This window comes from Klenkia brasiliensis, from assembly GCF_900100695.1.
Lineage (GTDB): Bacteria > Actinomycetota > Actinomycetes > Mycobacteriales > Geodermatophilaceae > Klenkia > Klenkia brasiliensis.
This window is the reverse complement of the sequence record NZ_FNCF01000002.1, coordinates 473022-493552: the sequence shown is the minus strand read 5'-3', so window position 1 is coordinate 493552 and position 20531 is coordinate 473022. Positions and strand designations below refer to the sequence as shown.

Annotated in this window: 18 protein-coding genes; 8 read left to right on the top strand and 10 right to left on the bottom strand. The window is 78.1% G+C overall.

Going from position 1 to position 20531, the window contains the following annotated elements; genetic code table 11:
- Positions 1-55: 55 nt before the first annotated feature.
- Both BLT39_RS06665 and BLT39_RS06660 read right to left on the bottom strand, forming a co-directional pair.
- Positions 56-430 (bottom strand): hypothetical protein, encoded by a 375-nt coding sequence (locus BLT39_RS06665; RefSeq protein ID WP_091060813.1) that lies wholly within the window; start codon positions 428-430, stop codon positions 56-58.
- Positions 431-432: 2 nt separating this feature from the next.
- Entirely contained in the window at positions 433-831 is a 399-nt protein-coding gene (locus BLT39_RS06660; RefSeq protein WP_207507672.1) for a YbaB/EbfC family nucleoid-associated protein, read from the bottom strand.
- Between the two features lie 132 nt (positions 832-963).
- On the opposite strand from BLT39_RS06660, the gene BLT39_RS06655 reads away from it, so the two are divergent.
- Positions 964-2271: a S8 family serine peptidase gene (locus BLT39_RS06655; protein WP_165640179.1), complete on the top strand. Its 1308-nt coding sequence runs from the start codon at positions 964-966 to the stop codon at positions 2269-2271.
- Positions 2272-2330: 59 nt separating this feature from the next.
- Here BLT39_RS06655 and BLT39_RS06650 read toward each other — a convergent pair whose 3' ends face one another.
- From BLT39_RS06650 to eccD, 4 genes are all read right to left on the bottom strand, one after another.
- Complete coding sequence (locus BLT39_RS06650; RefSeq protein WP_091060807.1) at positions 2331-2627, bottom strand: WXG100 family type VII secretion target; 297 nt, start codon at positions 2625-2627, stop codon at positions 2331-2333.
- A gap of 28 nt (positions 2628-2655) precedes the next feature.
- Positions 2656-2958, bottom strand: a complete 303-nt coding sequence (locus BLT39_RS06645) for a WXG100 family type VII secretion target (RefSeq protein WP_165640178.1) — start codon at positions 2956-2958, stop codon at positions 2656-2658.
- Positions 2959-3133: 175 nt separating this feature from the next.
- Entirely contained in the window at positions 3134-4561 is a 1428-nt protein-coding gene (eccB, locus tag BLT39_RS06640; protein WP_091060800.1) for a type VII secretion protein EccB, read from the bottom strand.
- Positions 4562-4573: 12 nt separating this feature from the next.
- Positions 4574-5929, bottom strand: a complete 1356-nt coding sequence (gene eccD / locus BLT39_RS06635) for a type VII secretion integral membrane protein EccD (protein WP_207507671.1) — start codon at positions 5927-5929, stop codon at positions 4574-4576.
- A gap of 122 nt (positions 5930-6051) precedes the next feature.
- On the opposite strand from eccD, the gene eccCa reads away from it, so the two are divergent.
- The 5 genes from eccCa (at position 6052) to BLT39_RS06610 (ending at position 15291) form a co-directional block, all read left to right on the top strand.
- Positions 6052-10014, top strand: coding sequence for a type VII secretion protein EccCa (gene eccCa, locus BLT39_RS06630; RefSeq protein WP_091060793.1), 3963 nt, complete (start codon positions 6052-6054; stop codon positions 10012-10014).
- A gap of 100 nt (positions 10015-10114) precedes the next feature.
- On the top strand, positions 10115-10891 hold the full coding sequence (locus BLT39_RS06625) for a hypothetical protein (RefSeq protein WP_091060790.1): 777 nt from the start codon (positions 10115-10117) through the stop codon (positions 10889-10891).
- A 1-nt stretch (position 10892) separates the two neighbouring features.
- The gene (locus BLT39_RS23270) at positions 10893-12962 is read left to right on the top strand and encodes a WXG100 family type VII secretion target (protein WP_091060786.1); all 2070 of its coding nucleotides are present in this window, start codon (positions 10893-10895) and stop codon (positions 12960-12962) included.
- Positions 12959-14590: a type VII secretion protein EccE gene (locus tag BLT39_RS06615; protein ID WP_091060781.1), complete on the top strand. Its 1632-nt coding sequence runs from the start codon at positions 12959-12961 to the stop codon at positions 14588-14590. Before BLT39_RS23270 ends, BLT39_RS06615 begins: the two co-directional genes overlap by 4 nt.
- A 5-nt stretch (positions 14591-14595) precedes the next feature.
- The gene (locus BLT39_RS06610) at positions 14596-15291 is read left to right on the top strand and encodes a hypothetical protein (protein ID WP_131801426.1); all 696 of its coding nucleotides are present in this window, start codon (positions 14596-14598) and stop codon (positions 15289-15291) included.
- Positions 15292-15312: 21 nt separating this feature from the next.
- On the opposite strand, the gene BLT39_RS06605 is transcribed toward BLT39_RS06610, so the two are convergent.
- Together BLT39_RS06605 and BLT39_RS06600 are read right to left on the bottom strand one after the other, a co-directional pair.
- Entirely contained in the window at positions 15313-15705 is a 393-nt protein-coding gene (locus tag BLT39_RS06605; RefSeq protein WP_131801425.1) for a hypothetical protein, read from the bottom strand.
- Complete coding sequence (locus BLT39_RS06600) at positions 15702-16619, bottom strand: SseB family protein (RefSeq protein ID WP_207507670.1); 918 nt, start codon at positions 16617-16619, stop codon at positions 15702-15704. Before BLT39_RS06600 ends, BLT39_RS06605 begins: the two co-directional genes overlap by 4 nt.
- A 68-nt stretch (positions 16620-16687) precedes the next feature.
- Here BLT39_RS06600 and BLT39_RS06595 point away from each other — a divergent pair, with 68 nt between their 5' ends.
- Complete coding sequence (locus BLT39_RS06595; protein ID WP_091060770.1) at positions 16688-18352, top strand: right-handed parallel beta-helix repeat-containing protein; 1665 nt, start codon at positions 16688-16690, stop codon at positions 18350-18352.
- A 10-nt stretch (positions 18353-18362) separates the two neighbouring features.
- A complete protein-coding gene (locus BLT39_RS06590; protein ID WP_091060767.1) occupies positions 18363-18863 on the top strand; it encodes a hypothetical protein in 501 nt (166 codons plus the stop codon).
- A 1-nt stretch (position 18864) separates the two neighbouring features.
- Here BLT39_RS06590 and BLT39_RS06585 read toward each other — a convergent pair whose 3' ends face one another.
- Positions 18865-19539, bottom strand: coding sequence for a GNAT family N-acetyltransferase (locus tag BLT39_RS06585; RefSeq protein WP_091060764.1), 675 nt, complete (start codon positions 19537-19539; stop codon positions 18865-18867).
- On the bottom strand, positions 19536-20480 hold the full coding sequence (locus BLT39_RS06580) for a MinD/ParA family ATP-binding protein (RefSeq protein WP_131801424.1): 945 nt from the start codon (positions 20478-20480) through the stop codon (positions 19536-19538). Before BLT39_RS06580 ends, BLT39_RS06585 begins: the two co-directional genes overlap by 4 nt.
- Positions 20481-20531 lie beyond the last annotated feature (51 nt).

The following is a 20531-nucleotide window of genomic DNA, read 5'->3' as shown; positions in this document are numbered from 1 at the left end:
GCGCCGCCGGGGCGCGCGAGCACTGTCCCACGCCGCGGCCGGCCCGCGGCGCGTCTCAGCTGCCCGGCGTCCCGGCGCCCGAGACCTGGCCCTCGACCGGTGCCACCTGCGCTGCCTGCTCGGCGTCGGAGGCCAGCGACCGCGTCACCGCCGTCCGGGCACCGCGGCCCTGCTCGCCGATCTGACCGGTGACCTGGTGCATCGCCGCGGCCACGGCGGCGGAGTTCTCGGGGTACCTGCCCTCGCCCTCGAAGGCCTGCCCGCCGGAGTCACCGCCCCACGGCTTGGCCGCCTCCATGCCCCGGATCGCCGCCAGCCGGTCGCCGACCGACCGGGTCAGCGCGCCCTCGGCGGTGTCCCACTCGGCGAGGCCCTTCTCCGCCTGGGCCGGGTCGATCGAGACGCTGTTGCCGCTGTTCGGCGTGCTCATGGTCAGGCTCCTCGTGTCCGTCGGTCCAGGTCGCCGATGATCGTGTCCAGGTCGCCGTCGAGCGTCGCGCGCATCTGCTCCGGCGGCACGATCGCCGAGAACGTCTCGACGACGGCCTCCCGGGCCGCGGAGACCGCCTTCTGCACCGTCGCGGTGATGGTGTCGGCCAGCTCCCGGGAGTCGGGACGGCGGTAGATGCGCGGGTCCAGGTCCAGCCGGACCAGGTCGCCCCGCGGGCCCACCGTGACCGTGACCAGGCCGTCCCGGGACTTCTCGGTGACCTGCACGGCCTTGGCCCGGGCCATCACGGCCGGCGCCTCGGTCACCATCGTCTCGAACTGCCGCTGCAGCTGCTCCGCGTAGGCCCGCAGGGCCGTGGTGTCGGACGTCGTGGGCTCCACGCGGCCTCCTCGACGGACGGGGCGGAGGTGCCGGCGGGCCCGGCACCCGGACGGGACGTGCACCGACGATACTGGCCCAGCCGGTTCCCGCACCCCGCGGTGGACCGCCCGCGACGACCGGGAGGGGCACGCGTGCGGCGACCACCTGCCCGCTGGGCGGCCGCGCTGACCGCGCTGGCCCTCGCTGCCGGCCCCGCCGTCGTCGCCACCGCCTCCCCCGCCGCCGCGGCCCAGGTCTGCGACTCCGCGCTCCCGGCGTCCGCGGTCATCCAGGACGTGCCCTGGCCGCAGCTGCGCTACGACCCGCCGGCGCAGGTGTGGCCGTTCGGCACCGGCGCGGGGACGACGGTCGCGGTGCTGGACACCGGCGTCTCCGCCGCCCACCCCCAGCTGGCCGGGGCCGTGCTGCCCGGCGCCGACCTGGTGCGGTCCGGCCCGGCCGACGTCGACTGCACCACCCACGGCACCGCCCTGGCCAGCCTGGTCGCGGCCCGGCAGCAGATCGGCATCGGCCTGCGCGGCCTGGCACCGGACAGCACGGTCCTCCCCGTCCAGGTCACCGACCAGCCGGCGACCGACCCGGGTGCGGACCCCGTCGACCCCGCCCGGCTGGCCGCCGGCATCGGGTACGCGGTCGCCTCGGGGGCGCAGGTCGTGCTGGTGGGCACGGTGGTCTACGGCGACGCCCCGGTGCTGGCCGCGGCGGTGTCGGACGCGCTGGCGGCCGGGGTCGTGGTGGTCGCCCCGGTCGGCGACGGCCACGACGAGGAGGACGGGGACGTCCCCGACCCGGCGTCGCTGACCCCGTACCCCGCTGCCTACGACGGCGTGGTCGGCGTCGGCGCGGTGGACCGTGACGGCCAGCGCTCCCGGGGCTCCCAGATCGGTGGGTACGTCGACGTGGTGGCGCCGGGCACCGACGTGGTCGGGGCCGGGTCGACCGCCCAGGCCGTCTACAGCGGCACCGCGTTCGCGGCGGCGTTCGTCGCGGCGACCGCCGCGGTGCTGGTCAGCTCCCCCGCCGTCGCCCTGCCGCAGGGCGCGGACCGGAGCGCAGCGGTCGCCGCCCAGCTGGCGGGGACGGCGACACCGGCCGCCGGCGTGGCCGGCTACGGGGCCGGCGAGCTGTCGCCGGCCCGCGCGGTCACCGAACCGCTGGTTCCCGGGGGCCCCGTCGCCCTGCCGGACTACCGCCCGCCGCCGGTCGACCGCGCCGCCGAGGCCCGGGCCGAGGTGGCCGACCGCGCGGGCGCGACCGCGGTGCGCTGGTCGCTGGCGCTGCTGGGTGCCGCAGCGGCCGTCGTCCTCGTCGCCGTGCTCGTCCCGCGCCTCCGCCGGCGCCGCTGGCGGTCCGGTGCGCTGCCGCCGCCCCGCCGCGTCGAGCGCGACCCGGAGTTCGTCCCCGGCGAGGCGCTGTTCCGGACCCCGCCGGCGCCCTGACCCGGACGCAGGACGGCCGCCCCCCGCGAACGGGGAGCGGCCGTCGGGCAGGTGCCGGCTCAGCCGGAGACGATGCCCACGTTGGTCTGCTCGGTGGACTGGGAGGTCTCGGCCGAGGAGGCCAGCGCCGTCTGGAAGGAGATCAGCGCCTCCTTGATCCGGTCGGCCGCCGAGTTCCACTGCGCCTGGCGGGCCCCGTAGGCGACCTGCGCGTCGCTGGTCCAGGTGCTCATCAGGGAGTTCACCTGGTTGTTGACCTCGCTCAACGAGGAGTCGAGGCCGGAGGAGGCGCCGTTGACGAAGCCCGCGGCCTCGTTCTGCAGCAACCAGCTGACCTGGTACTCGCCACCGCTCATGTCTGCTCCCTCTTCTCGATGCGTCGGGTCAGCGGACGAGGCCGCTGGTGATGCCCGTGGTGACGTTCTCGACGCTGGTCATCTGGCCGCGCATCTCCTCGTCGCTGCGGGTGTAGTTGGCACCGGCCTGGCCGACGGACTGCGCGATCGCACCCAGGGCCGCGTTCATGTTGGCGCTCTCGGTGTTGACCGTGTTCTTCACCTGGGCGAAGGCGGTCGCGAACTGGCCGCGCGACTGCGACTCGAGGGTCGCGAGCTGGTTGTTCAGGGTGCGGAAGAGCGCGTTGAGCTGCTCCGAGGCGTCCGTGGCCGACCGGGCGAAGGTCGCCATCTGCTCCGGGCTGGCACCTGTTCCATCTGCCATCTGTTCCTCATCCCTCCAGATCGGCCGGGTGTCTCGACCGGGTCGGATCGTGGTGACGCCGGCGGGGCGTCGGTGAGCACGGCGAACGGTACTGGACAGATCCGCAGCGTGCGAACCGTTGTCCACAGCCCGGGGTGGACCCTCAGCCGGCGCCCCGGGCCAGGTCAGGGCTCAGCGGCGGCCCGGCCGGGACCCGGGCGACCAGCGCGGCCGGCAGGGCCACCGGGGTCACGCCGGCGTACCCGAGCACCCCCGCGACGGCCGCGTCGGGGACCCGGTAGGCGCGGCCCTGGTCGGTCACGAGGAACAACGAGCCGTCGGCCGCGGAGTCCGACTCCTGCGCCCGCACCAGTGCACCGCCACCGGCCGGGACGACGACCGCGTCGGCCAGCACCGTGCCGTCGGCGGTCCGCTGCTCGCTGAGCGCGGCGCCGGACGCGTCGACGTCGGCACCGAGCGCGACGGCCGGCCGCTGGCCCACTCCGTCGAAGGCCGCGCACACCGTCTCGGTCGCCGAGGTCACGGGCAGGGTGGGCGGCTGCTCGTCCGGCAGGTCGACCGGGCCGCGCTCGGGCAGCGGCACCAGGGTCGCGCCGTTGGTCTGCGCCGGGCTGACCGGCAGCGCCGTGGGCGGCGCGCCCCCGTACGCCAGCGCCGACAGCGTCGGGTCGGCGAGCAGCAGGTCGGCCTGCACCCGGCTGATGCCGACCAGCCGGTCGGTGGCGACCTGGTAGTACAGCTGCCCGCCCGACTCCGACTGCACCACCACCACCTGGCCGGTGACCGCACCCGGCAGCGCGGTGGAGGGCTGCCCGCGGCCGGCCACCGGCTGCGGCGCCAGCGGGGCGCCCTCCGGCAGGCCCGACAGCCACGCCGTCCCGACCTGGACCTGGACCTCGTCGCCGAGGGTGAGCCCCTGCAGCACCGCGCCCTCGTCGGGGACGGGGTACTGCACGCCGTCCCAGACGTAGTGCAGCGTGCCCCGGTCGACGTCGCGGGCCAGGAAGCCCGCGTCGCCGACGTCCCGCCCGCCGTCGGCGGTCCCCCCGACGACCAGCGCGGTGCGGGTCACCTGCTCCCCGCTGGCCAGGTCGACCGGCACGGCGCACAGCGTCCAGGGCGCGCCGACCAGCTGGTCCGGGTCGGGGACGGCGTCGGGGGCGCCGTCGATGCCCAGGGCCTGCCCGCGGGGGGCGCCGGCCAGCGAGGCGCGGGAGACCTCGACGACGTCGGAGGTCCCGGCCAGCAGCGCGGCGGAGACGAAGTTGCCGACCGGGTGCAGGTGGTAGACGTCGGCCTGGTCGGGGAGCCAGACGAACCGCGCCCCGGTCTCCTCCATCACGATGACCGCCGGCTGGTCCTTCCAGCGGTCGTTCCCCCCGGGCGACACCACGCCGACGATCCCCGCGACGGCCAGCGCGAGGACCGCGACCATGACGCTGCCGAACACCGCCCCGCCCATCCGGCGCAGCGGGCTCTGCGCGGGGTCGGTCTCGCGCAGCACGACGCCGGAGACGACGCGCTTCACCAGGAACTGGTAGCTCTGGTAGAGGTCCCGCCTGCTCGCCACGGACGACCCCGGTCAGCCGTAGAGGCCGCGGACGTAGCCGTACAGCCCGAGCACCGCGCAGGCCACCGGCACCACGGCCAGCACCAGGACGACGTCGAGCACGTCGGCGACCCGGCCGAGGTAGGGGCCGGGCGCGCGGTGCCGGAACACCAGCCCGGCCGCCACCGCGAGCCCGGCCACGACGACCAGCGCGGGCACGGCACCGGCCAGCACCCAGGGCCCGGGCAGCGCGGCCGCGGCGACCCCGAGGGCCAGCGCGGGCAGGAGGCCGCCCAGCAGCAGCGGGAGGCGGTGCCGGGCGGCGGGGAAGAAGCGGGCCCGCAGCAGGGAGACCGCCGCCACCAGGCCGACCAGCCACAGCGCCGAGGTACGGCCGCTGGTCAGCAGCACCGGGGTGGCGAGCACGGCGGCGGCCGCGCCACCGCCGAGCATGCCGGTCAGCAGCTCGTCGGTGCGCCGCACGCGGGCCTCGACCCGGGCCCGCCCGACCGGCGGCGGGTCGGCGAGCAGGTCCTCCGTCGTGGCGGGCAGGGCCGGCACCGGCAGCTTGCCCAGCCGGAGCGAGAGCAGCGGGGCCAGCGGGGCCAGCACGACGACCAGGACCGCCACGACGGCGGCCGCGTCCACCCCGTCGACCGACCCGGCGCGCGCCAGCAGCGCCGCCACCGTGCCGAGCACGCCGACGACCACGCCGCCGACCGGGTACTGGGTGCGCCCGGCCACGCCCACCACGCCGACCAGCGAGACCAGCACCAGCGCGACCGCGGCGGTGAGCACCTGCGCCGGGCCCAGCGCCGACAGCGGCTGCTCGCCCAGGCCCACCAGGCCCCCGCCGGCGGCGGCCGAGACCATCGCCACCACGGCCAGCGCCGTCCCCGCCTCGGCGTCGGAGGCCAGCCGGGCCAGCACCACGCCGCCGGCCAGCGCCACGACGGCCAGGCAGAGCGCGGCGACCCCGGCGAGGGCGTGGTCGGGGCCCGTCACGGCCAGGCCCAGGGCCAGCAGCAGGGCGGCGCACGCGACGCCCACCCCGGTGCGGCGGGTGGCGGCCGGACCCCAGTCCGGGCTGGTGGCCCGTGCCGACCCGGCGATGGCGTCGACGACGTCGTCGTAGTCCAGCTCCGGCCAGTCGTCCTGGCGGGCCACCAGGTGCAGCACCTCGCCGTCGCGCAGCTCCTGGGCGGCCAGCGAGCGCGCCGGGTCGACCAGCTGGCCGTCGACCCGGCGCAGCACCCAGCCACCGTGCTCCTGGCCGTCGTCGGCCAGGCCCTCGCCGGCGTTGCGCAGCAGGGCGGGCAGCAGCTCGGCCACCGGGACGGCGTCGGGCAGCGCCACGTCCACCCGGCGCTGCGGCGAGGCCACCGTCACCCGCGCCAGTCCACCGCCGAGGGACCGCGTCACATCGCACCACCCGTCCGTCGTCGGTCCAGCGGCCCGCTTCCCCGGCCGGCCCATACGATACGGATCACTCTCGCGGTCAGGAGGAACCGATGAGCACCGTCGTGCTCCGCCGTCAGCCCCGGCGCGAGGCCCCCGAGCTGCCCAGCGGCGAGGTGGTGCTCGACCCTCCCCCGGAGATCCCCACCGAGGGCCGGCGCTGGGGCCAGGTCCTCATGATGCTGCCGATGCTGGCCGGCGCCGGGGCGATGGCGCTGCTGTTCACCCAGGGGCGCGGGGGCCCGCTGGGCTACGTCGCCGGCGGCCTGCTCGGCGTCTCCGCCCTGGGCATGGTCGCCATGGGGCTGATGAACTCCGGCGGCTCCGCCAAGCGGCAGCTGGCCGAGGACCGCCGGGCCTACATGCGGCACCTGGCGCTGCAGCGCCGCAGCGTGCGGCGCACCGCGCAGGCCCAGCGCGAGGCGATGCTCTACCGGCACCCCGAGCCCGACCAGCTGTGGGTCACCGCCGCCAGCCACCGGCTCTGGGAACGCCGCCGGGAGCACGCCGACTTCGGCGTGGTGCGCATCGGCCGCGGCCCGCAGGCCCTGGCCACCCCCGTGGTGCCGCCGCAGACCCGGCCGCTGGACGAGCTCGAGCCGCTGTGCGCCAGCGCCCTGCGCCGGTTCGTCCTCACCTACTCCGTGGTGCCCGAGCTCCCGGTCGCGATGGCGGTCAACGGCTTCGGCCGGGTGCACGTGCTGGGTCCGCCGGCGCGCCGCCGGTCGCTGGCCCGGGCCGTCGTCGCCCAGCTCGCGGTGCACCACAGCCCCGACGACCTGCTGGTCGCCGTCGCCGCCGGCACCGAGGAGCGGGCCGGGTGGGAGTGGACCAAGTGGCTCCCGCACGGCCAGCACCCCGAGCGCACCGACGCCCTGGGCCGGCTGCGGCTGGTCTCCCCCACGGTGCCGGCGCTGGAGGCCCTGCTCGACGACTTCCTCGCCGTCCGGCCCCGGTTCGACCCCAGCGGGTCGGGCGTGCCGGTCCCCGGCCCGCACGTCGTCGTCGTCCTCGACGGCGGCGAGGTCGCCGGCTCGAGCCACCTGATGACCGACGGCGGCGTCGAGGGCGTCACCGTGCTGGACCTGAGCACCCCGCCGCCCCGGCTGCTGGACCGCGGCACCCTGGTGCTGGAGGTCGACGACGACGGCACGCTGCGCAGCCGCACCACCGACGGCACCGCCGAGATCGGCCGGGCCGACGAGCTGGCCGGCCCGCTCGCGGAGTCCCTGGCCCGCCAGCTGGCCCCCTTCCGGCTCTCCGCCGGCAGCCGCGGCGGCGACGCCGCCCTGACCACCGCCACCGGGCTGGCCGACCTGCTCGACATCGCCGACCCCTACGGCTACGACGTGGAGCAGGGGTGGGCCCCCCGCCCCAACCGCGACCGGCTGCGGGTGCCGATCGGCGTCGGGCCGGACGGCGCCCCGGTGGAGCTGGACCTCAAGGAGTCCGCGCAGGACGGCATGGGCCCGCACGGGCTGCTGGTCGGGGCCACCGGCGCCGGCAAGTCCGAGCTGCTGCGCACCCTGGTGCTCGCCCTGGCGGTCACCCACGACAGCGAGACGCTGAACTTCGTGCTCGTCGACTTCAAGGGCGGCGCGACCTTCACCAAGCTCGACCGGCTGCCGCACACCAGCGCCGTCATCACCAACCTCGCCGACGAGCTGCCGCTGGTCGACCGCATGGTCGACGCCATCAACGGCGAGCTGCTGCGCCGCCAGGAGCTGCTGCGCTCGGCCGGGAACTACAGCTCGCTGCGGGACTACGAGCGCGCCCGCACCTCCGGGGTGCCCCTGCCCCCCGTGCCGACCCTGCTGATCATCTGCGACGAGTTCAGCGAGCTGCTCAGCGCCAAGCCCGACTTCATCGACCTGTTCGTGCAGATCGGCCGGGTCGGCCGCTCGCTGGGCGTGCACCTGCTGCTGGCCAGCCAGCGGCTCGAGGAGGGCCGGTTGCGCGGCCTGGACACGCACCTGTCCTACCGGATCGGGCTGCGCACCAACTCGGCCATGGAGAGCCGGGTCGTGCTGGCCGCCCCCGACGCCTTCGAGCTGCCGCGCGCCCCGGGCCACGGGTTCATGAAGTACGGCACCGACCCGCTCGAGCGCTTCCGCGCCGCCTACGTCAGCGGCGTGCACAAGCGCCCCACCGAGCGCCGGGAGGTCGGTGCCGCCGCCGGGCCGGTGGTGCACACCTACGACACCCAGTACCTCGCGCCGCCGGTGCCGGTCACCCCTGCGGAGGGCGAGGCCGAGGCGGCCGCCGACGAGGGCACCGCGGTCGGGGAGAGCCTGCTCGACGTGCTGGTCGACCGGATGGAGGGCCGCGGCACCCCGGCCCACCAGGTCTGGCTGCCGCCGCTGGCCGAGCCGCCGACGCTGGACCAGCTGCTCCCCCCGCTCGTCGAGCACCCCGACCGGGGCATGACCGTCGACGCCCCCGACCTGTGGGGCGGGCTGCGGGTCGCCGTCGGCGTCGTCGACAAGCCCGCCGACCAGCGCCGCGACCCCCTGGTGCTCGACCTGTCCGGGGCCGGCGGCCACGTGGCCGTCGTCGGCGGCCCGCAGTCGGGCAAGAGCACCGCGCTGCGCAGCCTGGTGGCCTCCCTGGCGCTGACCCACACCCCGCGCGAGGTGCAGGTCTACGGCCTGGACTTCGGCGGCGGCACGCTGGCCGGGCTGCGCGAGCTGCCGCACGTGGGCAGCGTGTCGGCCCGCAGCGACGCCGACCAGGTGCGGCGCACGGTCGCCGAGCTGCAGACCCTGCTGGCCCGGCGGGAGCTGGCCTTCGCCCAGCTGGGCGTCGACGGCATGGCCACCTACCGGCGGCGGCTGCGCTCCGGCCAGGTCGCCGACGACGCCTACGGGGACGTGTTCCTCGTCGTCGACGGCTGGCTGACCGTGCGCAACGACTTCGAGGACATCGAGGCCGCGGTGACCGACCTGGCCGGTCGCGGGTTGTCCTACGGCATCCACGTGGTGGTGTCGGCCGGTCGCTGGCTGGACCTGCGCCCGGCGATCCGCGACCTGTTCGGCACCCGGGTGGAGCTGCGGCTGGGCGACCCCGGTGACTCCCTGCTGGACCGCCGGACCGCGGTCAACGTGCCGGCCGAGACGCCCGGCCGCGGCATCACCGCCGACAAGCTGCACGTGCTCACCGCGCTGCCCCGCATCGACGGCGAGCAGGGCACCGAGGACCTCGCCGACGGCGTGGCCGGGCTGGTGGACGCCGTCAAGACCCGCTGGCACGGCCCGGTCGCCCCCGGCGTCCGCCTGCTGCCGGCCCTGGTCGAGCACGGCCAGCTGCTGGCCGACCCCAACCGCGGCATCGCCGTCGGCATCACCGAGAGCGACCTGTCCACGGTGCACCTGGACATGCAGAGCGAGCCGCACCTGGTGGTGTTCGGCGACGCCGAGTGCGGCAAGAGCACCTTCCTGCGGTCCTTCGTCCGCCGGGTCACCGACCAGTGGACGCCCTACGACGTCCGGGTGCTGACCGTCGACTTCCGGCGCAGCCTGCTCGGCGCGGTCAGCGAGGAGCACAGCATCGGCTACGCCACGTCGGCCCCGACGGCCCGCGAGATGGTCGCCGAGGTGGCCCAGGTGATGCAGGGCCGGCTGCCCGGGCCCGACGTCACCCCGGCGCAGCTGCGCGACCGCAGCTGGTGGGACGGACCCGAGCTGTACCTGGTGGTCGACGACTACGACCTGGTCGCCGCGGCCAGCCCCAACCCGCTGGCACCGCTGCTGGAGTTCCTCGCCCAGGGCCGCGACATCGGGCTGCACCTGGTGCTCACCCGGCGCAGCGGCGGGGCGAACCGGGCGCTGTTCGAGCCGGTGCTGCTGCGGCTGCGCGAGCTGGCCACCCCCGGCATCGTCATGGACGGCGACAAGGGCGAGGGCGCGCTCGTCGGCGCGGTCAAGCCCGGTCCGCAGCCCCCGGGACGCGGCTGGCTGGTCACCCGCCGGCGCGGTACCGAGCTGGTCCAGCTGGCCTGGCTGCCGCCGGAGCTGTGACCCCGGGCGGTCCGCGCGCGAGCGGCGGACCGGGCCGGACCGGTACCCTTCCCGTCGCGCGACGAGGGTGCAGCCACCACGACGAGCATCGGGAGACGACATGAGCGAGGGCACGTTCGCCCGGCCGGACAAGATCTCGGACTTCGGCAAGCAGACGGCGGAGCAGTCGCAGGACCTGACCTCCGGTCTCAGCAGCTCGATGACCGGCCTGATGTCGGCCAACATCGGCGGCAGCGGGTTCCCCGAGGCGGCGCTGGCCCGCTCCCGGTACGGCAGCCTGGCCGAGGCCTCCCTCAGGTTCGTGCAGGACACCGCGCAGGGGCTGACGGCGCTCGGCTACGCGGGCATCACCGTGGCCCAGAACTACCGCGAGGGCGACTCCGAGCAGCAGGTGCTGATGGACGGCGTCGACGCCGCGTTCACCCCCGCCCCGGGCCAGGACTCCATCGCGCGGCGGGCCGCCCGCGCGCAGCAGGACGCCGCGCGCGCCGAGGCCCAGCGCCGGGTCATGCTCCGCCGCATGGGCGAGGACCCGGACGACTACGGCACCTACCAGGACGGCTACGACCCGACCCCCACGGTGACGACGACCCCGGCGAACGTCTGCGTCGCGCCCACCCCCACGCAGCAGGTGCAGGCGCACGACGACCGCGCGGAGGAGGACGGCTACGACGACCAGGAGGCCATCGACCTCCGGTCCGAGCGCGAGGAGCGGGAGCAGGCGGCGGCCGACCCCACGCCGACCCCCACCCCGGGCCACGCGCCGACGCCGACCACGTCGGGGCCGACGAACTCGCCGAGCGGCAGCAACGGGACCGGCGTCCCGACCGCCACCCCGGGGCCGTCCCCCACGCCGTCACCCACGCCGTCCTCCTGACGTGCCGGGCGACTTCGGCTACACGCCCGAGGGGTACCAGGCCGACTACGACGTCGAGCGGGCCAGCTACACCCAGGCCACGCAGGGCGCGGCGAACCCCGAGGACTACACCATCAAGCAGCTCTACCCGATGGTCGTCCAGATGGAGGACCCGGAGAGCATCCGGGCCGCCGCGCAGTCGTGGGGCTCGCTCGCCACGCTCCTCGGCTCCCAGCGCGACACCCTGGTGCGCCGTGCGGAGGCGCTGCAGGACGACTGGGACTCCGACGCCTCCCGGGCGTTCCTGACCCGGGTCGGCCAGACGACCTGGTCGCTGGAGCAGTGGCAGCAGGCCGCCGCGCAGAACAGCGGGACCCTCGACGGCCTGGCGGGGACGATCGAGACGTACCAGGCGGCGATGACCGCCCTCTGGCGCGAGTACGAGCAGAAGACCGCCGAGCTCCAGGACGACGACGAGAACGGTGGCCTGTTCGGCCTGGAGTTCGAGGACATCGGCGACGACCGGCACGAGCAGAACCTGCGGCACTTCACGCAGCGGGCGCTCGACGAGGTGGTCAACCCCCTCATGACCGACTACGCCGTGGCGTCCGCGCGGCTGTCGGAGGCCCCGGCGTTCACCGGGCCGACCGACGCGCCCCTGCCCAGCGACGCCGCGATGGCCGGCGCCTACGGCCTCGTGCCGCCCGGTGCACCCGGGTCCCCCGCCGCACCCGGTGCCCCGGGAGCGCCGGGTGCCCCGGGAGCGCCCGGCGCCCCGGGGGCGGCGCCCGGCGCGGCGCCGTCCGCGCCACCCGGGACGGCGCCGGGCACCGCGCCCGGCGACCCGACGCTGGTCGGCGTCCCGGTGGCCCCCGCCCCGGTCGCCCCGCCGGCGCCCGTCGCCCCGACCGGGACCCCCGCTGCCCCGGTCGCACCGGTGGTGCCGCCGATCGTCGCGGTCGCCCCGGTCGCCGTCCCCCCGGCGGCGGCCCGGCCCGGGGCGCCGCCGGTGGCTCCCGCAGCCGCCGGTGCCGCCGCGGCGGCCGCTGCCGCACGTCCGGTCGTGCCGGCGATGCCCGCCGGGCTGGCCGGCCGGACCGCACCGGCCGCTCCCCCGTCCGCGGCCGCCGCCGGCGCCCGCCCGGCGGGCCCGCCCGGGGCCCCGTCCGCCCTGCAGGGCCGCACCGCCCCCGCCGCACCGCCCGCCGGTGGCGGTGGCGGCGGGGCGGCACCCCAGCTGCCCGGCCGCGGGTCCGGAGCCGCTCCCGGCGCGCCCGGCGCCCCCGGCGGCCCGGGCGCCGGAGCCCGCCCCGGCAGCCCTGCTGCCCCGGGCGGCCCCGGTGGCGGGGCCCGTACCGGCGCCCCCGGCGGACCGCCCGCCGGTGCCCGTCCCGGGTCCCCGAGCGCCCCCGCTGGGCCCCCGGCCGGTGCCCGTCCCGGCGCCCCCGGCGGCCCGCCCGGCGGTGCCCGGCCCGGCTCGCCGGGCGGCCCCGCCGGTGGCGCCCGGCCCGGTGGCCCCGGTGGCCCCGGTGGTCCCGGTGGTCAGCGCTTCCCCGGCGCCCCCGCGCGCCCGGCGGCCGGTCTGGACGGCCGCACCGCCCCCCGCCTGCCCTCGGGTGGCCCGGGTGGACCCGGCGGCCCGGGCGCGCCCGGCCGGCCCGGGGTGCCTCCGTCGCTCGGCGGAGCGCGCACCGCGGGCCCGGCCGGCCGCCCGCCGTCGGGCCTCCCCGGCGAACCGTGGACCCCCGCACCCGGTGGTCTCGGCGGCCGCGGCAGCCGCCCGGCCCAGCGCACCCCGGCCCCGGGCCCGGCGGAGTCCGTGCGGGGCCAGGTCCGCGCCGGGCTGCAGGGGCGCACCCCAACGACCGGGCCCGCGGCCACCCGCACCGCGGGGCGACCCGCGGGCGGCCCGGTGGCACCCCGCCCGACCCGTCGGCGCGAGGAGGACGAGGAGACCGTGCGGCGGCCCGAGCAGGTCGGCGACGCCGAGCTCTTCGACGTCGACCAGGCCCCCTCCGGCGTCGTCGACCGGCCCGAGGACCGGTCGGCACCCCGCCGCGCCGGCCCGGCGCTGGGCGGCGGTGACCGGTGAGCGACCCCGCCGCCCGGCCGCTGCCCCCACCCGGGCAGGCCGCCGTCCCGCCGCCCGCGGCCGACCCGGCCCGGCCGGGCACCGCCGCCCAGCCGCCCGGCGTGGTGACCGGCCGTCCCCGGACCGCCGGGCCCGCACCCGCCACCGCACCCGCGGTGCCCGCCGAGGTCCCCGCCCCGGAGGTCCAGGCCGTGCAGGCCGCGGCACCCGGGGCGCCCGGTGTGCTGACGCCGGCCGCCGCGTACACCCGCGGCCGCGGGCAGGACGGTGTCCGGGCCGACGCGGCGTGGGCGGCCACCGCCCTGGCCGCCGGCGTCGGCACCGGCACCTCCCGACCCGCCGTGCTCGACGACCGGGCCGACCTCGCGGCGGCGGGAGCAGCCGGCCCCGCGGACGCCGTGGCGGCACCGGACCACCACCGGGGCCCGCCCGTCCGCCGGCCCGGGCGGCCGGTGGTGCCGCGGCGGCCCTGGACCCTGCTCGGGGTCCACGTGCTGCAGCTGGTCGTCGTCGAGGTCGCCCTGGTGGCCGTCGTGCTGGTGCACCGCGAGCCGTGGCCGGTCCTCGTCCCGGTCGTCGCCGCGGCGGTCCTGGCCGCGGTGCTGACCCTCGGCCGGCACGACGGTCGGTGGCTCTGGCAGCGGGTGGGGCGCCGGCTGCGGCACGTGACCACCCCGCGCGGCGCCGCCGTCCCGACCGCCGGGGCCGACCCGCGGGCGACCGCCGACGACCTGCTCGCCGCCCTCGCCGGCGGCGGCTGGGTCGACACCGTGGTCGTGGACGGCGAGCCGGCCGCCCTGCTGGACCACCCGGGCGGCGTCGCGGTCGCGGTGGAGGCCATGCCGGCCACCGAGAACCGGTTCGCGCGGGGCACCGTCCGGTTGCCCTCCCTGGCCGCGCTGCTGCCGGCCGGCGAGGACGCCGACACCCGACTCACCGCCCAGCTGCTGGTGCAGACGGTGCCCGCCCCCGGCCGGGCCCGCGCCGGCACACCGGTCGGCCTGTCCTGGCAGGAGCTGACCGGCGGCCGCGCCGTGGCCCGCCGGCGTTGCTGGATCGTGCTGCAGGTGCAGCGCACCCCTGCGGTCACCGACCCGGGCGAGCTGCGCGCCACCGTGGTCAACGCCGTCCGCCGGGTGCAGCGGCAGGTCCGCCGCGCCGGGCTGCGGGGCCACCTGCTCACCCCCGACGAGGCGCGGGCCGGGCTGCTCGCGCTGGCCGGGGCCGAGGCCGGCCCGGACGGGCGGGTACGGCTGCCCGGCGGCGGCTCGGGCAGCCGGGCCGGGTGGCGGGGCTGGACGTCGGGCGACCGCCGGCACGTCGCCCTGCGGGTCACCGACTGGCCCGACCTGGGCGCCGACCCCGGCGGCGCCCGGCTGGTGACCGCCCTCGGCGCCGCCGCACCCGTGCCGTCGGTCGTGGCCGTGGCCGCCCGCCGCACCCCGGACGGCGACCTGGACGTGGAGGGCACGCTGCGGCTGGTGCTCGGTGCCGACGAGCCGGAGGGCACCGTCGTCGACGACGTGCGGGAGGCCGCCCGGGCGGCCGGGGCGCGGCTGCGCCGGGCCGACGGCGAGCACCGGGCCGGGGTGGCCGGCACCCTCGCGCTGGGCGGGTTCGTCCGGTGACCCGCGTGCCCGTCACGGGTCCCGCCGTCCCCGGCCCGGCCTCCCCGCCCGCCCGCACCGACGCCGCCACCCTCGACGCCCTGCACGTCGACGCCGGCGGCGGCGGGCTGGTGCTGGGGCCCGACCCCGACGGCGAGCTGGTGCAGCTGGACCTGTTCCGCCCCGAACCCGTGTCGGTGGTGCTGGTCGCGCCGGTGCCGCTGGCCGTGGTGCTGGTGCTGCGCTCGCTGGCCCTCGGCGCGGACGTCGCGGTCGAGACCACCCGGCCCGGCGGCTGGTCCGCCGTGGGGTCGCTGGCCACCGGGCGCCCGGACGCCGTCGTCGTCGCCGGGCGGGTGGGGCCGCAGCCGCCGGGCACGCTGCTGGTCCCCCGGCTGCTCGTCGTGGACGGCGAGTCCGGCGCCGCCGACGCCCACCGGCTGGGCGCGTGGTCGGCGCAGCTCACCGTGGCCGGCACGGCCGGGCGCTGGAACACCGCCGGGCTGGGCTCGGCCGACGTCACCGTGGTGCAGGGCCTGCCGCTGGCCCAGGCCGCCGCGGTCGGCCGGGCCCTCGGGCTGGCCGACGGCGAGGCCGTGCTGGGCGGGCGGGACCCCGACGACGTGGTGCTGGTCAGCCGGGGCGAGGTGCGGTGCGCCCGGGTGCGCCCCACGTCGGTCGAGCGCTGGTTGCTCGGCGCGGCGGCCGAGCGGCGGGGCTGAGCGGCCCGCTCAGCCGCCCGCTCAGCCGTCGACCCTGGTCTGCTCCTCGCGCAGGCCGCGCAGCTCGTCCCGCGGCACCCACCGCCGGTGCACCCCGCGGGCGACCCGCTCGAAGCCGGCGGCGCGGGCCTCGAGGACCGAGCCGCTCCGGGACTCCACGAGCAGGTCGTCCGGGCGCTCGTCGACCACCAGCACGTCGGTGCCCCGCCACACGCCGGTCAGCCGCACCAGCAGGACGGCGTCGCAGGCCGCGGCCGGCACCTCGTGCACCCACGGCCCCTCCTCCGTCAGCGCCAGGAAGCCCGGGTGCGGGCGGTCGGCGACCAGCCAGACCCACAGGCCGTCGCCGCGCTGCTCGGGCGTGGCCCGCCAGTCCTGGCCGGCCCACCGCGCGCGGTGGCCCACCGTCCTCACGAGGGCTCCACGACGAGCACCCAGGTCTCGCGCAGCCCGTCCCACAGCGCGCGGCGGCGTTCCGTGCCGTCCGGCTCGAGCTCGAGCAGCTGTGCGCCGTGCGGCAGCAGCAGGCCCTGCACGCGGTACTCGCGGACCAGGGAGTCCGGGGAGGCGAACCCGGTGCCGGTGAACGGCGGCTCCTCGACCACCCAGCCGGCGACAGCGGCGCAGCGCTCGTCGTCGGTGCCGCCCAGCGGCGTGCGGTACAGCTCCCGGCCCACCACCGCCCAGCGCAGCACGGTCACCGAGCCGGTGCCCGACAGCAGCTCGTCGGCCTCGTGCGCCCGGCCCACCGCGTCGAGCAGGGCGGTGGGCGCACCCACGTGGGCGGTGTCGCGGGCGTGCTGCACGTACCCGGACACCCGGCCGTCGCCGTCGGCCAGCCGGCCGGCCACCTCGGCCGGGGACAGCACCTGCTGCACCACCGGGGGCAGCCGGTCGGGTTCGGCGAGGGCGTCCTCGACCAGGGTCGGGGCGGCCAGCCGGGCCACCGTCCCGGACTCCAGGAGGAACGGGTGGGCCGCACCGGGGTCCACCGCCAGCCCCCAGCGGGTGTCCGGCCAGCCGGCGGCCAGCTCGGTGAAGGTGACGGCCCGGCAGTGCCGCACCTGCCCGCCGGTCAGCTCCCCCATCCGGTCGACGGAGGTGTAGGCCAGCAGCCAGGTGCGCCCGTCGGCCACCGCGGTCGGCCAGGCCGGGGGTTCGGTGCCGGCGGCGGCGCCCGGGGACAGCGGCAGCGCCAGCTCCGCGGTGCGCAGCAGGGCCAGGCAGGCGGCGGTGTCCCCGGCCTCGGCGGCGGCCTCCAGGGCGGCCCCGAAGGCAGGTCCGTCCAGGCCGCCCGGGGCCGGGTCCGCGTCGGTCGGCCCGGTCACCTCCGCGAGCCTAGGGCCGGGCCGCGCACTAGGGTCGGGCCGGTCCGACGACAGGAGCTGACCCGACGATGAGCGGCACGTTGCACGTGGACGCCGACCGCCCCGGGGCCTACCCCACCCTCGCCGAGGCGCTGCTGGACGCCCCGCACGGGGCCACCGTCGTGGTCGCCGCCGGCAGCTACGACGAGGTGCTCGACGTCCGGGCGCGCGACGTCGTGATCGCCGCGGCCCCCGACGCCGAGGTCCGGCTCGGCGGGTCGGCGCTCGAGCCGACCCTGCGGGTGCGCGGCGGTTCGGTCACCGTGCGCGGGCTGGTGCTGGTGGGCCGGCAGGCGCACGTCGTCGACGCCGAGGACTCCCGGCTCGTGCTCGCCGACTGCGTCCTGGAGGCCGGCTTCGGCGCGGGCGTGCGGGTGACCGACCGCAGCACGCTGGAGATGACCGACTGCACCGTCACCGGCGCCCAGCAGGGCCTGGTCGTCGAGGACTCCGGCGGCACCCTGGAGCGGGTCACCGTCAGCGACAGCGCCGACGACGCGGTGGTGGTCCGGCTGGGCGCTGACCCCGTGCTGCGCGACTGCGTGGTGCGCGGGTCCGGTGCCCGCGGGGTCTACGCCTACGCCTCGGCCCGCCCGGTGCTGGAGGGCTGCGAGGTCGAGACCTCCGGCGGCCCGGGGGTGGCGGTGGCGCAGGGGGCCTCGGCCACGCTGCGCCGGTGCTCGGTGCGCGGCACCGGCGGCCCCGACGTCGAGTTCGGCGCCGGGACGTCGGGCCGGGTCGAGGCGTGCCGCACCGAGCGCACCGGGGACGCCGGGGTCTCGGTCGCCGTCGGGGCGGACGTCACGGTCACCGAGGCGCCTGCGGCGGCGTCGGTCGGCGTCGGCAGCTCCCCGGCCGCGAAGGGCGACCCCGAGCGGGTGGAGCAGCTGCTGGCCGAGCTCGACGCGATGGTCGGGCTGGCCGGCGTGAAGGCCGAGGTCCGCGCGGTCATCGACGAGATCCAGGTCAACGAGTGGCGGCGGGCCGCCGGCCTCGCCGTCGGCGGGGCCAGCCACCACCTGGTCTTCGCCGGCGCCCCCGGTACCGGCAAGACCACCGTGGGGCGCATCTACGGCCAGCTGCTCGCCGCCCTGGGCGTGCTCCCGGGCGGACCGCTCAAGGAGGTCTCGCGCCGCGACCTGGTGGGCCAGTACATCGGGCACACCGCGGAGAAGACCGCCGCGGTGTTCGACGAGGCCGCCGGCGGGGTGGTCTTCCTCGACGAGGCCTACACGCTCACCCGCCAGGCGGGCGGCGGCAACGACTTCGGCCAGGAGGCGGTCGACATGATCGTCAAGCTGATGGAGGACCGCCGCGACTCCCTGGCCGTCATCGCCGCCGGCTACACCGACGAGATGGTGCAGTTCCTCGACGCGAACCCGGGCCTGGCCTCGCGGTTCGTCAAGACCGTGGAGTTCGAGCACTACGACCCCGAGCAGCTCACCCGGATCATCACCAGCATGATCACCAGCGGTGACTACCTGCTGGGGCCGCAGGCCGCCACCCTGCTCCGGCTGCACTTCGAGACCGTGCCGCGCGGGTCGGACTTCGGCAACGCGCGCGAGGCCCGCAAGCTGTTCGAGAAGCTGCGCAAGGTGCAGTCCCAGCGGCTGCGGCTCGCCGGCCGCCAGCCCACGCTCGAGGAGCTGCAGACCCTCACCGTGGACGACGTCCGGACCGCCGTCGCCGACTAGCGTCCCGGGCATGCGCCGTGCCCTGCCCGCCGCCCTTACCGCCGCCGCCCTCCTCCTGCTGCCCGGCTGCGGCGGGTCGGACGACGGGGGCGCCGCTGCGCCGTCCTCGTCCGCGGCGGCCTCCCCCACGGGGACGGCGGGCGGGACGGCGGGTGCCGACGCCGCCTTCTGCCAGCAGGCCCAGGTGGCGCTGCGGGCCAACCAACAGGCCGTCGCCGACGCCCAGGCCGACCCGGCCCAGCTGTCGTCGGTGCTGACCCAGGCCACCGATCAGCTCGAGGCCGTCACCCCGCCCGAGGCGGTCGCCGCCGACTGGCAGACCCTGGTCGACGCCGGGCGGCAGCTGGCCCAGGCCGTGCAGGGCGTCGACGTCACCACCCCCGAGGGCCAGCAGGCGGTGGCCGGCACCCTGCAGCAGGTCGGTGCCGCCGTCGGGCCGGCGTCCACCCGGGTGCAGACCTACCTGGCCGACACCTGCGGCATCGTCCCGCCGCCCACCGCGACCGGCTGAGTCAGGCGGGGACCCGGAACCCGCGGAACACCACGCGCCGCCGCTCGGTGAAGCCCAGCCGGGCGTAGAGCGCCCGGGCACCGGCGTTGGTGTCCACCACGTGCAGGAACGGCCGTCCGCCGTCGGCGACCGTGCGGGCGACCTGCGCGGCGACCAGCACCGCGGCCAGGCCCTGCCCGCGGGCGCGCCGGTCGGTGCAGACCGCGCTGATCTCCACCCACCCGCCGGGGCGCAGCCGCTGGCCGGCCATGGCGACCAGCTCCCCGCCGTCCCGGATGCCGAGGAAGGTGCCCAGCTGCGCGGTGCGGGTGAAGAACGGGCCGGGCCGGGTGCGGGTGGCCAGCTCCAGCATCGCCGCGTCGTCGGCCCGGCCGAGCTCGACCACCCGCGGGTCGACGTCCCCGGTGGGGTCGGGGGCGACCAGCTGGCGGCCGGGCATCGCGAACTCCGGCGCCCAGTCCGCCGGCGGGGTGCCGGGGGCGGTGAACAGGTCGGCCAGCCCGCCGGGGCCGACCAGCCGGGCGAGGTCGGCCCAGTCCTGGTCGGTCGGGTCGGCGGGCACCGCGCAGAAGGTGGCCACGTCGGCCGGGTAGGTCGCCACCCGGCCCACCGTGCGGGCCAGCGCGGCGTGCGCGCCGCGCAGCGAGCCGCCGACCGGGTCGTCCAGCTCGGTCATCGGGTGGCGAGCGCCGCCCCGAGCGCCGACGCGGCCAGCCGGACGGCGGCCGCGCGGGTACCGGCGTCCAGTGCCTCCAGCCGCAGCTGGCTGCCGGTGGCCAGGTGCGCGTCGGAGGGCACGGTCAGGAAGTCCCCGGCCAGCCCGGCGAACCGGTTGCGGGCCTCGACGAGGTCGACGGCCGCGCCCCGGGCCGGCACGTTCGTCACCGCCACGACGCTGCGGTCGGCCAGGGCGGCGAACCCGCTGGCCCGCAGCCAGCGCAGCACGTTGTGCGCGGCCAGCACGCCGTCGACGCCGGGCGAGGTGGCCAGCACCAGGCTGTGGCAGCCGCTGACCACCCGCCGCATGAGCGGGGTGGCCAGGCCCGCCCCGCAGTCGGTGACCATGACGGCGAAGTGCCGGTGGACGGCGTTCATCGCCTGCACGTAGCGCTCCTCGGTCAGCGCCGCGCTCTGCTCCGGGTCCCGGCCGCTGGGCAGCACCCAGGCGCCGTCGGGGGACCGGGCCAGCGCGCCGGCGAGGACCTCGAACCGGCCGGGGTCGCCGGCGGCGGCCAGCTCGTGCACCGAGGCCTGCAGCGGCACCCCGGTGCGCAGCGCCAGGGACCCGAACGTGGTGTCGGTGTCGAACAGCAGCACCGGGTCGGGGCGGGACCGGGCGATGGTGCTGGCCAGCAGCACCGCCAGGGTGGTCTTGCCGACCCCGCCCTTGAGCGCGACGACGCCGATCCGCCGCGGCGAGGGCACCGGCGCCCCGAGGAGCCCGGTCCAGGCGGCGACGTCGGCGGCGCTCGGGGTGGGTTCGCCCTCGGCCAGGCCGCGGCCGAACAGCCGGCGGCGCTGCGGCGCGCGCGGGGCGTCCAGGCCCGCGACACCGGGGTCCAGGTGCGGGGCACCCTGCTGGCCGGAGTAGGGCATCGGGGGGTACGGCGAGCTCACCGGGGCAGCAGCTCCCCGGACCCCGTGCGCCTCATGGTGCGCAGGATACGG

What these genes read in the sequence shown, in the direction of transcription:
- BLT39_RS06665 (WP_091060813.1), bottom strand. Translation starts at nt 430, where the DNA reads ATGAGCACGCCGAACAGCGGCAACAGCGTCTCGATCGACCCGGCCCAG.
- BLT39_RS06590 (WP_091060767.1), top strand. Translation starts at nt 18,363, where the DNA reads ATGCGCCGTGCCCTGCCCGCCGCCCTTACCGCCGCCGCCCTCCTCCTG.
- BLT39_RS06585 (WP_091060764.1), bottom strand. Translation starts at nt 19,539, where the DNA reads ATGACCGAGCTGGACGACCCGGTCGGCGGCTCGCTGCGCGGCGCGCAC.
- BLT39_RS06650 (WP_091060807.1), bottom strand. Translation starts at nt 2,627, where the DNA reads ATGAGCGGTGGCGAGTACCAGGTCAGCTGGTTGCTGCAGAACGAGGCC.
- BLT39_RS06645 (WP_165640178.1), bottom strand. Translation starts at nt 2,958, where the DNA reads ATGGCGACCTTCGCCCGGTCGGCCACGGACGCCTCGGAGCAGCTCAAC.
- BLT39_RS06595 (WP_091060770.1), top strand. Translation starts at nt 16,688, where the DNA reads ATGAGCGGCACGTTGCACGTGGACGCCGACCGCCCCGGGGCCTACCCC.
- eccCa (WP_091060793.1), top strand. Translation starts at nt 6,052, where the DNA reads ATGAGCACCGTCGTGCTCCGCCGTCAGCCCCGGCGCGAGGCCCCCGAG.
- BLT39_RS06625 (WP_091060790.1), top strand. Translation starts at nt 10,115, where the DNA reads ATGAGCGAGGGCACGTTCGCCCGGCCGGACAAGATCTCGGACTTCGGC.